Here is a 13,583-nt window from a genome sequence, read left to right on the forward strand (position 1 = left end):
TTAACTTCTTTACTTTATTTTCAGACTTATATATGAATTCATTATTTAATTTTCTATTCTCATTACAGTTGTATCTTTTATTGGTATTGTCCAAGAATTAACTATTGGAGTAATAAAGTCAAAATCATAAATTAACGTAATGCTTACGTTAAACTCACCCTCTGCAACCTTTATTTTATTTATCTCGACTGGCCGTCTTAACCTAGTAGACTCCAATCCGGCAATAGAAGAATCTACCTTATTTCTAATATCTGTATCTGATTTCCCTAAGCTAGCCAGTCTTGCAGCCTCTCGTCCTGCATGATCGAGTGTTAGATAAGCATGAAAAGCCCTGCCGAAATCAACGATTCCGAAAAGTAACATTATTAATATTGGAAGAATTAAGGCTGTCTCAACCATTGACTGACCCTTTTCAGATTTCATAATAATCCCCCCAAAAAATAAGTACAGGCAGTACCTAAAGCAATAGCTACACCATAGGGAAGTCCCAGTGCTAAATTGTCCTCTTTACTTAAATTTAATGAGCCTTGGGTTGCTTTTAATAATATAATTGAATAAATTACTCTTCTAACAAAATCAATAAGAATTCCTCGACGGACCATAATGACAAACGCGATAATACCTCCAATTACAGCACCATATAAAAAAGAATTTAATACAAAAATAGATCCTTTAACAGAACCAATAGCAGCTAATAATTTCACATCCCCTGCACCAATTCCACCTAAAACAAATGGAATAAACAACAACCCCAAACCTGTTAAAAGCCCTTTGCTACTGAACAAAAAACCATCCAATCCCAAACCAAGTGAATTATTGATTAAACCAAATAAAATAGTAGGGATTGTTACTTTGTTATAAATTTTTCTTGACTTCAAATCGGTTATCATGCAAACCATGAGAACTATTAAAAGCATGATATTTTCCATAAAACTATCCCCTTCTTCTATAAATAAGCCCTGCTTCTCATGCCTGAAAAGCAGGGCCAGTGGAAAATTTAATTAAGGTGTAGGTGTTGTTGTACTTACTCCAGATACGGTTGTAAATTTACCAGCTATAAATGTAAATACTTTATTCAAATTGCCTCCGACTAAAGTAACTGCACCAATAACTACAACAGCAATTAGCCCAATTATTAATCCGTATTCAGACATTGCCTGCCCTTCTTCTTCTTTCCACAATCTTTTTAATGCGTTCATTTCTTTTCCTCCTACTAGCTTTAGCTATTTTTATTTGTTCTATATTTAGAACCTGATATAAATATAAAACGAACTTAACGATTTGAAAATCCTTATTTCTGTCCAAATTATCTGAAATTTCAGTCCAAATCTACCATTAGCTCTTAAAATCTAGCTTTTTCTTAGTTTTTTGTTCTTTTTATAAAACATTTTGTTTACTATAATGGAAATACTAGTTTGAAAGGAGCCCAAAATATGAAGGAAAGAGTAATTTCCATCCCTTACAAAATTAAAATGGCCGATTCTTTTTTTACAAGACTTAAAGGATTAATGTTTCGAAGTGATCCAATAACAGATGAAGGGCTTTGGATTATTCCATGCAATTCGATCCACATGTTCTTTATGAAGTTTCCAATTGATGTTGTTCTTCTTAATGAAAGAAATGAAGTAGTTAAGATATATCATAATATAAAGCCATGGAGGGCTACTAAGCCTATAAAAGCTGCACACTCTACACTTGAACTTCCTGTAGGTTCTATTAAAAACCTTGGGATTTCTATTGGATGCAAAATAAACTGCCCAATACTTATTTAATTTTCGTAAATTGATAAAACGAAGGCCAAGCCATGGACTGCCCCTTGGAATTATGGCCTTTTTTTATTTTTCCGTTACCTATTAGGACTTTTGACTTAAAATAATCAACATATTTTTCATCGAAATATTGAATATAATCAAAAATAAATGTAATATTCTTAATAGAGAACATTTATGTGCGATTCAATTTACTTAAAAGAACATAAAGGGGGATTTTTGTGGTAAAAAGATTACTTAAAGATGAGAGAGGCCAATCTATGATCCTCGTACCGATTTTTTTATTAGTACTATGTGGGTTCGCAGGATTGGCTATTGACGGAGGCAGGCTGTATATAGCCAAATCAGAACTTCAGAAATCGGTTGACGCCGGAGCACTTGCTGGGGCCGATGTAATGGTTGAAGCTCTTAATAAGGGGTCATTAAATGACACCGATTATCAGAAGGTATCTGATAAAATTGGTGAATTAACTGAGGGAAACTATGAGCCCGGAACCTATGAATATGATCGTAATAAATATAAAAATAAAGCTGTTGAGGTCTCAGGCAGTGAAACTGTAAATTTATTACTAATGCCTCTATTGGGTATCCATAAAGACACTTTGGTACGTGCTGCAGCCAGAGTTAAAATTGGTAAAAACATTGAAGCTGATGAAGGAACATTAATTCCTATAGGGGTTCAAGGAGAACATTTATGCGAAAAGTTAGCTGCAAGCAATTTTGAATTTACGCTTATATCTGAACAGAATCACGTAATGGGAAATTATAACTTTTTAGATTTCTCCTCATTAGAAAAAAATAACGGTAACGGAAAAGGAAAGGACCCAGTACCAGTAGATTCATACGATAAATGTGAGGATCCAAGTAGTGTTCCTACTGGTGGAACAGGAAATACTAACACCAATGGTAATGGGAATACCAATGGCAACGGCAATACCAACGGTAACGGCAATACTAACGGTAACGGCAATACTAACGGTAACGGCAATACTAACGGTAACGGCACTGGCGGTGGAACAGCTGAGGATGACAAGATTAACGGCGAAGGTGCGAAATCAGTTGGCCAATATATTACTAATCGTTCCCCTTTACCAATCTTTGTTGGTCAAGAAATCGAAACACAAACAGGAAATCCTATTAAGAGCGATGTAATTGATCCCTATATTAAATCTTTAGAGGGAAAGATTGTTTATGTTCCAATAATAAGCAAATTAGGTTCTGGAACATCAAAAGTTATTGTTTTAGGATTTGCCGCTTTCCATATAGATTCATATACACCAGCAACTAAAACTATAAAAGCAACATTTATAGAAAAAAAGGTCCCAGGTGATGTCGGTGACGTTCCGATTCATTATATTCCATATGTATCTAAGCTAGAATTATAGAATTTTAACATAAATTAAGTACAAGTTTAGTCTTGTAGGCGCAATTTACTACATTTCTTTAAACATGTGCTTTTTTTGTGTTTTTTAAAGTAGTGAATACTAAAATCATTGAATATATTTTTAAATAAAGGTAAGATTGTTCTTAATAAGTAACAATATGATCATTTATAAAGGAGAGTATAAGAATGCTAAAAAGACTTCTTTCAGAAGAAAAAGGTCAGTCTATGGTCCTTGTGTCAATACTACTAGTAGTTTTAATAGGGTTTGCAGGACTAGCTATTGACGGTGGGAGACTGTATATGGCCAAATCAAGCCTTCAAAAGGCTGTTGATGCCGGGGCTCTTGCCGGCGGACGGGAATTATTAAAATCGTTAAAAAATGGAGGGCCAAATTCAGTAAATTACACTTCAATCTCTACTACAGTAGATGCAATGGCTAAGGGTAACTACTCTTCAGGTACTTACTCATATGATTCTAACCAATATAAAACAAAAGCTGTTGAAGTTCAAGGTGAAGAAAACGTTAACTTAATGTTAATGCCTGTTTTAGGCATTGACAAATCAATTGTTAAAGCAATTGCAAGAGTAAAAATTGGAAATGTAAGCAAAGTTGGAAATGGGGTTGTAATACCTGTAGGGATAAATTTTGATATCCTAAAAGATCCTAATGACCCAGAGGGAACTAAACTAAGATACGGAGAACAACTACAAATTTCAGCAACCCCTGGTAGTGGTATAAATGGTTATTATGGATATTTAAATTTCAGCTCTATCCCTGGTGCGACAGGAACAAATAATGGGGCGGATTCACTTTATAAGTATATCATGGGGGAATACACAGCCCCTGTTTGGGTTGGCCTTTCAATCGAACAACAAAGCGGAGAAAATACAGGAAAAGCAGAGTCAGCAATAACCCAAAAAGAAGGACAAATTGTTTATGTCCCAATTGTCACTGGTCCAATCGATGGGAAACTAATTGTGGAAGGATTTGCTGCCTTCAAATTAATTGATTATGTAACAGACAAAGAAGTAAACGACCTTGAAAAAGAAGAGAAAAAAACTGGAGTAGATCTAGATATACCAGAGTCACATACAATAATAGCTGAATTCCTCCATGTTGTAATTGATGGAGAAATTGGAGAAACTGATTATGATTATGGAGTATATGATTCCAAGCTCGAATTATAAAATAGTCTAATTTAAAAATTGCAAATTAAAATGCTAAAAAGATATTTTCCTGAAGTCCTCACAGGTAACCTTATCAGACGACCAGCACCCAACCTGATTCTTATAAAATATTTGTTAACGATGTATTAATAACAACTCAAATAGCATCTAGCTCAGCAACTCAGACAGTCACCATCACTAACCTGCAACCTGGTGACTACACGATTAGATTCCAAGGTTGGTATAAAGATGAATTTACCAGTCAGGGTAACACATCGGTTACCATTCCTAAACCAGAACCTGCTGTGACTTCTCCAATTGAAGTGAGGATCGACCAAGAGCTTTACCGCAATAATTGATTAATTCAAAAACAAACCTGCAAGCTAATCAATATAAAATTTATTTCAAAGTAGTAATCATTAAAATTTTGCCGTCTTAGATTATGCATTTCGAAGAATAAACTTTAATCGGAGTTCAATTCGCATATGAATTTGAACTCCTTTTTATTTTTGGGTTAATCCTACCACTATGATAGCCCAAGTGTGCATTATTAATATGATTCTCTTATTTCACTTTCAATAACATCCGCTGGAAAAAAGTACAGTTCTTTTGATGCACAAGAACCGTCCCCATGCCTCAATGGAAAGTTTTTATAAATCTCAAAAGAGAATAACAATCCTCCCTTTAACCAAAATAATGAGTGGCTGTGTCCAAATTTTTTGAGGAGGAGATACGAATGATACAACAAAATCAGCAGGGGCAAATGCACCAAAATATGCATACAGGGGCTGTGCCGCAGCAGTTGAACCATGGCGGCCATGAAATGTTTGATGTACATGAAGTGTTGAATGGGTCAATTGGGACGTTGAATCAGTATTTAATGCTGCGTCCGCATGTAAAAGATCCTGAGCTGCTTGATATTTTAGACCGTCAATATCAATTCATACAGGATGAATACAATATTACGCTTGAGTGCTTCCAATCTGGACAGGATCCGTCCAAGCCGACGCAAAGCTATAAAATGAAGCAGGGGAATGACTTTGTATATGGGTTAACTCCGACCCAGCCGAAGAAGCCAATGCAGAACATGACGGAAATCTCCGATGAGTTTATTTCCGGATGTATGCTAACAGCGTGCAAATCTGGTGCCACACATAAGACAATGGCTGCGTGTGAAACGACCAATCCGGTTGTCCGCCGCGTGCTTGCGGACTCTGTGCCAAACTGCATTGAAATGGCTTATGAGCTTTCCATTTATCAAAATAAAAACCATTACTACCAGGTACCGCAGCTAGCCCAGCAGGATATGACGCAAATCGTTAATTCCTTTGCACCTGCTCAAGGGATGCCGCAAACTCAAAACATGAATATGAACATGAATCCTAATATGAATATGGGCATGAACAACAACATGAATTTTAAGCATTAAAAAATAAAAGCTGGAGGCTGTCTTAAAGGGTCAGCCCCCAATAAGACAGCCCTCAGCTTTTTTATTTCTCCCCTAAATACTCAATGGCCAGTGCCATAAAATAACGTATGGATTCGATGAACTTGTCAATTTCCACATATTCATCCGGCTGATGGGCAAGTTTTGGGTGCCCCGGGCCAAAGATGAACGTCGGAATCTGCAAATGAGGCTGATAAACAGATGCATCTGTATAATAATTGACACCGGTTGGATTCAATTCCAAGTTCAACTCTTTCTTACCAGTCCTGACCGCCATTTGTACAAACTCATCTGATTCCTTTGTACTAACCGATTCCATGCGATTGATTATTTTGATTTGGTACGATGCCTTTGTTTTTTCAGCGATTCCCTTCAGCATCTCCTCAATATCTTTTAAGATTCGATCAATATCCTGTCCCGGAACTGTTCGAATATCCAGCGTCACGCTGCATTGGTCCGGCACGACATTTGTTTTAACTCCGCCTTCAATGGTGCCGACATTTAAAGTTGGATGCCCCAAGATTGGATGTGGTGTATAAGAAAATTCATACATAAGAAGTGCATTAATTAACTCGTTCATGGCTAAAATCGCGTTAACGCCCTGATCCGGCATGGAGCCGTGAGCAGTTTTTCCATATGTAGTAATCTCTAGCCACAAGCAGCCTTTATGGGCATTATAGATTTCATTTTCGCTTGGCTCCGAGATAACCATGGCTGTCGCCTTGTCAATCTGCCCCTTTTGGACAACTGTCTTGGCACCATAGCCGTCTACCTCTTCTCCCGCGGTTCCAACAAACTGCAGCTTACCCTTTAGTTTCACACCGGCACGAGATAAATACTCCATCGCAAGGATCATCGCGGCAACTCCAGCTTTCATGTCAGTAGTTCCGCGGCCATACATTTTGTTGCCGGCAATTTCCCCGGAAAAAGGATCATGCTGCCATTCCACTTTACCGGTTGGGACGGTGTCAAAATGACCGCTGTAAACTAAATACCTCTCTTCAGTTTTTCTGTCTGGATAGGTAACAAACAAGTTGGCCCGGTTACTGCCTAGGTCATCCAGTTCCACTTGAAGCTTGGATGAAGCTAAAAACGTTTCAATAGCCTCAGCGACCCTTTTTTCATTTCCATCAGGATTTACACTGTTTTCTTGGATAAGAGATTGCAAAAATTGGACCGATTCTTCTACATTTACCATCTCATATATCGAATGCAGCTTCTGCATTTGCTTCCCCACCTTGATATTTTTATTTGGTTGAACGTTCACTGAGCCAGTCATCCAAAATTTCGGCAAATTTACCGGACATTGCTAAGTTCACATGGCCGCCTTCTATACGTAAAAAGGTTTTATCTTCACTAGAAACCAAATCCATAATTGGCTTACTTTGCTCTTCTGGAATCAGGTTGTCGCTTTTCATGCTGACGGCCAATAGATTCGCCTTAATATTTTTTAAATCTGCTTTTTTGCCGTGAATGGTAAACTCACCTTTAACCAGCTTATTTCCTTTAAACAAGTCTTCATTCAACTGTTTAAACGCTCCGCCGGTTAACGGGACGTGCCCCTTTGTCCAAGTGTTCATCCGGTGCCATTTTTCCGTAAACCTTTGATCGTGCGCCCGTGATAAAAGGAGCGTGTAAGGGGTGTTGTAGACCGGTGAAGTGATCGACCTGAACATGGCCTCAACATAAATAGGCGGTACTAATCCATACACTTCAATAAAGCGGTCAAGATCCATGTTCCCCTCAAGCATCGCTTCCACCCAGTTCTCCGGAAGGGAGGCCGCCACACTAAAATCAATTGGAACAGCAGCCGTCACAAGGTTTTTGATTGGTTCTTCCGCTATGGAAGCATACATCGCTGCCAGCGTACCGCCCAGACAATAACCGACCACCGATATTTCCTCCGCACCGGCATGCCTTAATGCCCGCTGAATAGCTTTTTTGATATAGCTCGCTACATAATCTTCAATTGAAATATTTTTATCTTCGTACCCGGCGACGCCCCAGTCTAATAAATAGACATCATACCCCCTGTTTACCAGTCCTTCGAGAACACTTGAGCCTGGAGCAAAGTCGAGAATCGTTGGCTGATTGAATAGCGAATAAACAATAAAAATAGGAACATCATATTTTTTTGTTGTTGTTGCCGGATAGTGCCATAAGGTGGCTTTATTTTTTTTCCAAACTAATTGTCTGGACGTATGACCGAATCGGAAATCACCACTGTTAAGAGTTTTGAAAAATCTTTCCCAGCGCTTCTGTTCTTTTTCAAGAATAGATGACTCATTATTTGCTGTATTTGTTGGCACGATTTGTCCCCCTTGCTTCAAATAGCGGGAACGAAGATGCTTAGAAAGACTTCGTTCCCTATTTTCTAAAAGTTAAATTACTGATTTCTCATTTTTTACTACCGCAAGCTGATGTATCTGCTTCTCTTTCAAAATAATCGCACACACAGCCGCTAATGCTGCCGTCAGAGCAAAGAAAATGAAGACTCCGCTAAAATCCTGGGATCCATTAGCACCTACTTTTACTAAATAGCCAGCAACAAGCGGCGATACAAACGAACCCAACTGACCGATACCGTTAGCAAGACCCGTTGCACTTCCGACGATCTCCTTTGGATAGCGCTTTGGCAAATAAGCATAGATGGAACCGAAGTTTAAGTTAACAAAGAAACCAGTAAGTAAAAGGAGCGTCAGTAACATACCTGTATTCCCTTTTTCAACAGCGCCAAGCATCCATAGAACTGGAATACAGCCGATATAGGCAATCAAGGCCACAGGCTTCATACGATGTAGAACTTTATCCATCAGCCAGCCGCCAAGCATCATTGCGAAAAACGCCACGATGTAAGGAGCAGATGCGAAAAAGCCCATTTCTTTAATATTTAATCCATGCTGAGTAACCAAGAAAGACGTCAGCCAAGTGGATGAACCCCAATAGACAGCCAGTTGGCAAAATAAGCACAATGTATATACATAAAAATTGCTATCCTTTAAGAAAACTCCGTACTGCTTTCTTTTTTCTTCTTTTGTAAGAGTGGCAGAAACTGCTCCATCTTCAATATCTTCGTCCTTGCTCAGTCTTCCCTTTGCGATCAACTCTTTTGGGGAATCCGCTACAAAACGCCATAATAGAAAGATTCCAAGTGCACCAGGGATGGCCAGAATGTAGAATACAGGGCGCCATGCACCTGCAAAAAAGTAAACAGAAATGCTGGTAACGATAACTGGAACAATCGCTGGCGCAACAGCCCAAGAGGTGGCAAAAAACGATACGGCTCTTCCTCTTTCCTTGAACGGGAACCAGTTATTGATGGCGCGGATGGCTGGTGCAAAATGATGGCCTTCCCCTAGTCCCAAACCGATACGAAGCGCTAAGAACTGGGCAAAGTTTTTCACCACGCCTGTCACAGCCGTAACTGCGGTGAACACGGTAATTGCAATATACATAACCTTTTTGGCGCCAATTTTATCCGCAAGAAAGCCGGCGCTGATTTGGGCGGCAGCATAAGCGAAGAAAAACACGGAAGCAAGCTGGCCAACCTCAACCGGTGTCAGATTTAAATCCTTCTGGATAAACGGAAGGAAGGTGAGAACGGCCATTCTATCAAAATAGTTAATAATGTAGACTAACCAAAGAATGACAAGAACGACATAACGATATTTCCAAGCTTTTTTTGCCATGGTGGACAATGGAATCAAATCCTTTCGAATGTAAAATTAGCTTTGTAGGCTCTTCAATGCATTTTTTAAAACCTTCCCCGCGGGGTTGCGAGGCAGCTCAGAAACAAATTCTACTAGTTTTGGAATCTTGTAATTTGCCAATCTTTCAGCTACAAAATCTCTTATTTCCTGTGGGTCAATAACCGCCTGGTCTTTCGGTACAATGACCGCTTTGACCACTTCTCCAAAAATGGCATCAGGAACGCCGACTACGGCTGCTTCGTGCACCTTTGGGTGATTATAAAGGACATTTTCGACCTCGATGGAAAATATTTTTTCACCACCGCGGTTAATCAAATCCTTTTTACGGTCGACTATATAAACAAAGCCGTCCTCATCCATTTTGGCCAGGTCGCCGGAACGCCAAAATCCATCGACAAATGAGGCTTGATTGGCTGTTTCATTGTCCCAATATCCCTCTACAACCATCGGCCCCTTAATTAATAGTTCCCCGACTTCTCCCGGTGAGCATGGCTCATCGTGATCATTTACGACCTTTAACTCGCCAACTGGTACCGGCAAGCCGACCGATTGAAATTTCGCTTCGTTATATGACTGTGGCATAAGCGTTGCAGGAGAAGAGGTTTCCGTTGCGCCATAGGCATTTTGCAAATAGGCGTTTGGAAAGTACTTTTTCAATTTATAAATGGTTTCTGTCGACATCGGCGCGCCGCCGTACGCGATACAGTTTACATTTGTGTAGCTGTATAATGAGAACTCCGGATGGGACGTCATCATGACATAAATGGTCGGTACATTAAATAAGAATGTTACCTGTTCTTCGGCTGCCAGGCGGATGAATTCCTCCGTCTTAAATCTCCTTATGATGACGGACGTGCCGCCAACTCGTACCATATGAAAAAGCTGGCCAATTAATCCGGTCACATGAAATAGCGGAACCGCAATCAGCGTTTTCGCCTTGTGCGTTGTTTTAAATACTGTTTCATAATTGATGGAACTGTGAATGGCACCTAAATGGCTTCCGACCGCCCCCTTTGGCAATCCGGTAGTTCCAGATGTATACATAATAAATAGTGGGTCATCCTCTGAAACAGGAACCTCGGAGACAGATGCAGGCTGCTCAAGGATTTCAAAAGGTAAATAGTCTTTTCGTTTAGGAGTTTTATTTCCGATTAAAAAGAAATTTTGAATCGTTTCAATAGACTTGCTGTCCCTCATGCTTTCGACTATTTCCAAAAATTCATCATCGACAAACAAAAGCTTGCTGCCTGATTGCTCGAGCATATAGGAAAGCTCGTTTTCTTTTAAACGGGTATTTAACGGTACAAAAATGGCCCCCAATTTAGCGCAGGCAAATACCAGTAAACTGAATTCAATACTGTTCCCAAGTAGCAGGGCAATTCGGTCGCCTTTTTTTACACATAAGGAACTTTGTAAATTGCCGGCAATCTCTAGCGCTTTATCGTGCGTTTCTTTGTAGGTTAAGCGTACTCCGTTCATGACCAGCGCTTCGTGTTCAGGGTACTTTCCGGCGGCTTCCTCCAACATCGCAAAAAGATTCTGCGGCCGGTTCTCGAATACTTTTAATTCACGATTAAAATGGGTTTCTTTTACGATATTCATGTAGTAGACCTCCTTTAACGTGCCGTCCAACCGCCGTCGACGTGGAGCACTTGACCTGTTACATATTTTGATGTATCAGATGCCAAGAACACGACTGGACCAACGAGGTCTGATATTTCGCCAAATCTTTTGATCATCGTAGAGTTGACGATCTTTTCGACCCGCTCAGGATCAGAAAGCCAATCCTGCGTCATCGGCGTCATAATATAGCCAGGGCCAATCGCGTTGACAGTAATGTTATTTGGTGCCAATTCCTCAGCCCAGATTTTTGTTAATTGATTAATGCCGCCTTTACTGGCAGCATAGGAAGTTTGAAACGACATTCCCACGCTTCCAAAAATGGAGGAGATGTTAATGATTTTCCCGTAGTTTTGTTTGATCATCTGCTTGGCACAGGCCTGCCCGACCAGAAAAATCCCTTTTAAATTGACCCCCAAAACTCGGTCCCAATCGCTTTCTTCCACTTCGACCAACGGCTTGCGGATATTCATCCCGGCATTGTTGACCAGGATATCAAGCGAGCCAAAGCGCTCGACGATTTCATTGACAAGCTTTTCTACCTGCTCCTTTTTTGTCACATCAGCTTGAATATAAGCGGCATTCATGCCTTCTTCCTTTAATTGTTGTACGGCCGTTTCTCCTTCATCAGCCCCCCGGCTGGTAATGACAACCGTTGCCCCATAACGACCCAAAGCTTGTGTCATACCTAAGCCAATTCCTTTACTTCCTCCGGTTACAAGGGCCACTTTTCCACTAAGATCAAAAGTTGGAAAATCCATCAATTTTCATCACCTTCCGTCAAATTTATTTTTTTAATGACAATCCATATTTTTATATTGCAATTATCGTGCCAATTTTTGAATAAATAGAAAATATTTAATATTTAGATATTAATCGACAAATTATTATAAAATTTTTGTCAAACAATGTTGAAAAGAATAGAAAAAAGCCGACAAATAAACGTCGGCTCTTAAATATGGATATTAGGATTTGATTCCTTTTTTCATCAAAGATTTCAAATACCTAACTTTTGCATCTTTTTTACTAGCGCAGACTGACTAATTCCTAATTCCATCGCAGCACGCCTGGTCGTCCTGGATTCCTCCATTTGTTCTTTTATAACCTTCCGCTCCACATTGGCCAAAATTTCCTTTAACTTCCCCTTTTCATTTGTTGTTTTTTCCAAACCTCTGAGTAAATTTGGCGGCAAATCTTTAATGTGGATTTCGTCATGGTCAGAGGTAATCACTAGTCTTTCAACCAGGTTTTCCAATTCTCTGATATTTCCGGGCCAATTGTATTTTTCAAAGAAATTCAGAATTTCAGGGTGAAATCGCTTATTCGACTTGCTTTTTTTATTCGTTTTATTTAAAAAATAGAACGCCAGAGGCACAATGTCTGCTTTCCTTTCACGCAATGGCGGAATACGGATAGGAACGATGTTTAAGCGGTAATAAAGGTCCCTTCGGAAATCATTCTTATCCACCATTTCCTCCAAATTCATATGTGTCGCCGAGATGACCCGAACATCAATTTTGATGCTTTTTCGTCCGCCGACCCGCATGATTTCAAACTCCTGCAGCACCCTTAATAATTTCACCTGGAGATCAATTGGCATATCACCTATCTCATCTAAAAATATGGTGCCCCCGTTTGCCAGCTCAAACAATCCTGGTTTTCCATGGCTGTCCGCTCCGGTAAACGCCCCTTTTTCATAGCCAAATAATTCAGATTCAAGCAGGTGTTTCGGAATGGCACCGCAATTGACTTTAATTAGCGGCTTATCGGCCCGGTCGCTTTCGTTGTGGAGATAATTGACAATGACTTCTTTTCCTACCCCAGACTCCCCTAAAATAAGCACACCCGAGTCAACCTTTGCCACTTTTCTTGCCAGATGGTAAACCCTCATGATTTCCTGGCTTTGTGCCACAATTCCATCAACATGCATCTGGATTAATTCTCGTTTTTTGAAATCTTCAATTTCACTTAAATATTTTTCTGTTAATTTTCTAGATTGATAGAGTGCGCTTTTCATTTGATTTAAATCTGATATATCCCTAACATTCGTGACAACAAACGCTATGTCACCGCCCGAATCAAAAATCGGACTCCCGGTTACCAGCAGTTCCTTGCCTCTTACTGTTTGAATGATTGTGACCGGTCTTTTTTCTTCTAACACTTTTAATGTGACCGACTCAGAGACAATCCCTTCTTTCACCACAGTCTCCATACTTTTTCCAAGCAGTTCGTGACTCTTCACACCGGTTATTTTGGAGTAAGCCCGGTTTACCATCACGCCGACACCGTTTTTATCCGCAACATAGACTCCATCGTAGCTTCCATGAAAAATCGACACCAAAATAGTTTCGATATCCGACTTTTCCACTCCATTCATCCGCATGGCTTCTGATATAAAGAAGTTCTCATTTTCCACTGGCGCTCACCCCCAACGATTGTTGATGAAAATTCGAATCAACTTTTCTGTATGATTCCTTTTGTAATCA

13 protein-coding genes are annotated in these 13,583 nt (G+C 39.8%); 4 read left to right on the forward strand and 9 right to left on the reverse strand.

The genetic code is table 11. The features are described 5' to 3' along the window. Positions 1–45 precede the first annotated feature (45 nt). The 3 genes from V5M37_RS24665 to V5M37_RS24675 form a co-directional block, all read right to left on the reverse strand. Complete coding sequence (locus tag V5M37_RS24665; RefSeq protein ID WP_423799540.1) at positions 46–423, reverse strand: TadE family protein; 378 nt, start codon at positions 421–423, stop codon at positions 46–48. Then, entirely contained in the window at positions 420–929 is a 510-nt protein-coding gene (locus tag V5M37_RS24670) for an A24 family peptidase (RefSeq protein WP_423799541.1), read from the reverse strand. The genes V5M37_RS24665 and V5M37_RS24670 overlap by 4 nt, the downstream gene beginning before the upstream one ends. A gap of 72 nt (positions 930–1,001) precedes the next feature. Continuing rightward, entirely contained in the window at positions 1,002–1,199 is a 198-nt protein-coding gene (locus V5M37_RS24675) for a Flp family type IVb pilin (protein ID WP_423799542.1), read from the reverse strand. 234 nt (positions 1,200–1,433) lie between these two features. On the opposite strand from V5M37_RS24675, the gene V5M37_RS24680 reads away from it, so the two are divergent. The 4 genes from V5M37_RS24680 to V5M37_RS24695 all read left to right on the forward strand — a co-directional run bounded on the left by V5M37_RS24680 (position 1,434) and on the right by V5M37_RS24695 (position 5,749). Then, on the forward strand, positions 1,434–1,772 hold the full coding sequence (locus V5M37_RS24680; RefSeq protein WP_423799543.1) for a DUF192 domain-containing protein: 339 nt from the start codon (positions 1,434–1,436) through the stop codon (positions 1,770–1,772). 218 nt (positions 1,773–1,990) lie between these two features. Then, on the forward strand, positions 1,991–3,154 hold the full coding sequence (locus tag V5M37_RS24685) for a pilus assembly protein TadG-related protein (protein WP_423799544.1): 1,164 nt from the start codon (positions 1,991–1,993) through the stop codon (positions 3,152–3,154). 185 nt (positions 3,155–3,339) lie between these two features. Then, positions 3,340–4,341 (forward strand): pilus assembly protein TadG-related protein, encoded by a 1,002-nt coding sequence (locus tag V5M37_RS24690; RefSeq protein ID WP_423799545.1) that lies wholly within the window; start codon positions 3,340–3,342, stop codon positions 4,339–4,341. A gap of 715 nt (positions 4,342–5,056) precedes the next feature. Further along, positions 5,057–5,749, forward strand: coding sequence for a spore coat protein (locus V5M37_RS24695; protein ID WP_423799546.1), 693 nt, complete (start codon positions 5,057–5,059; stop codon positions 5,747–5,749). A gap of 61 nt (positions 5,750–5,810) precedes the next feature. Here V5M37_RS24695 and V5M37_RS24700 read toward each other — a convergent pair whose 3' ends face one another. The 6 genes from V5M37_RS24700 to V5M37_RS24725 form a co-directional block, all read right to left on the reverse strand. Next, complete coding sequence (locus V5M37_RS24700) at positions 5,811–6,992, reverse strand: M20 family metallopeptidase (protein WP_423799547.1); 1,182 nt, start codon at positions 6,990–6,992, stop codon at positions 5,811–5,813. Positions 6,993–7,014: 22 nt separating this feature from the next. Then, complete coding sequence (locus tag V5M37_RS24705) at positions 7,015–8,076, reverse strand: alpha/beta fold hydrolase (protein ID WP_423799548.1); 1,062 nt, start codon at positions 8,074–8,076, stop codon at positions 7,015–7,017. Between the two features lie 72 nt (positions 8,077–8,148). Beyond that, a complete protein-coding gene (locus V5M37_RS24710) occupies positions 8,149–9,456 on the reverse strand; it encodes an MFS transporter (protein WP_423802682.1) in 1,308 nt (435 codons plus the stop codon). Between the two features lie 36 nt (positions 9,457–9,492). Further along, on the reverse strand, positions 9,493–11,079 hold the full coding sequence (locus V5M37_RS24715) for a class I adenylate-forming enzyme family protein (RefSeq protein ID WP_423799549.1): 1,587 nt from the start codon (positions 11,077–11,079) through the stop codon (positions 9,493–9,495). Between the two features lie 14 nt (positions 11,080–11,093). Then, the gene (locus tag V5M37_RS24720) at positions 11,094–11,858 is read right to left on the reverse strand and encodes an SDR family NAD(P)-dependent oxidoreductase (RefSeq protein ID WP_423799550.1); all 765 of its coding nucleotides are present in this window, start codon (positions 11,856–11,858) and stop codon (positions 11,094–11,096) included. Between the two features lie 236 nt (positions 11,859–12,094). Then, the gene (locus tag V5M37_RS24725; protein ID WP_423799551.1) at positions 12,095–13,513 is read right to left on the reverse strand and encodes a sigma-54 interaction domain-containing protein; all 1,419 of its coding nucleotides are present in this window, start codon (positions 13,511–13,513) and stop codon (positions 12,095–12,097) included. Between the last annotated feature and the right edge of the window lie 70 nt (positions 13,514–13,583).

The organism is Neobacillus sp. SAB-20_R2A (genome assembly GCF_049568635.1).
In the GTDB taxonomy this organism is placed as follows: Bacteria; Bacillota; Bacilli; order Bacillales; family Cytobacillaceae; genus Neobacillus; species Neobacillus citreus.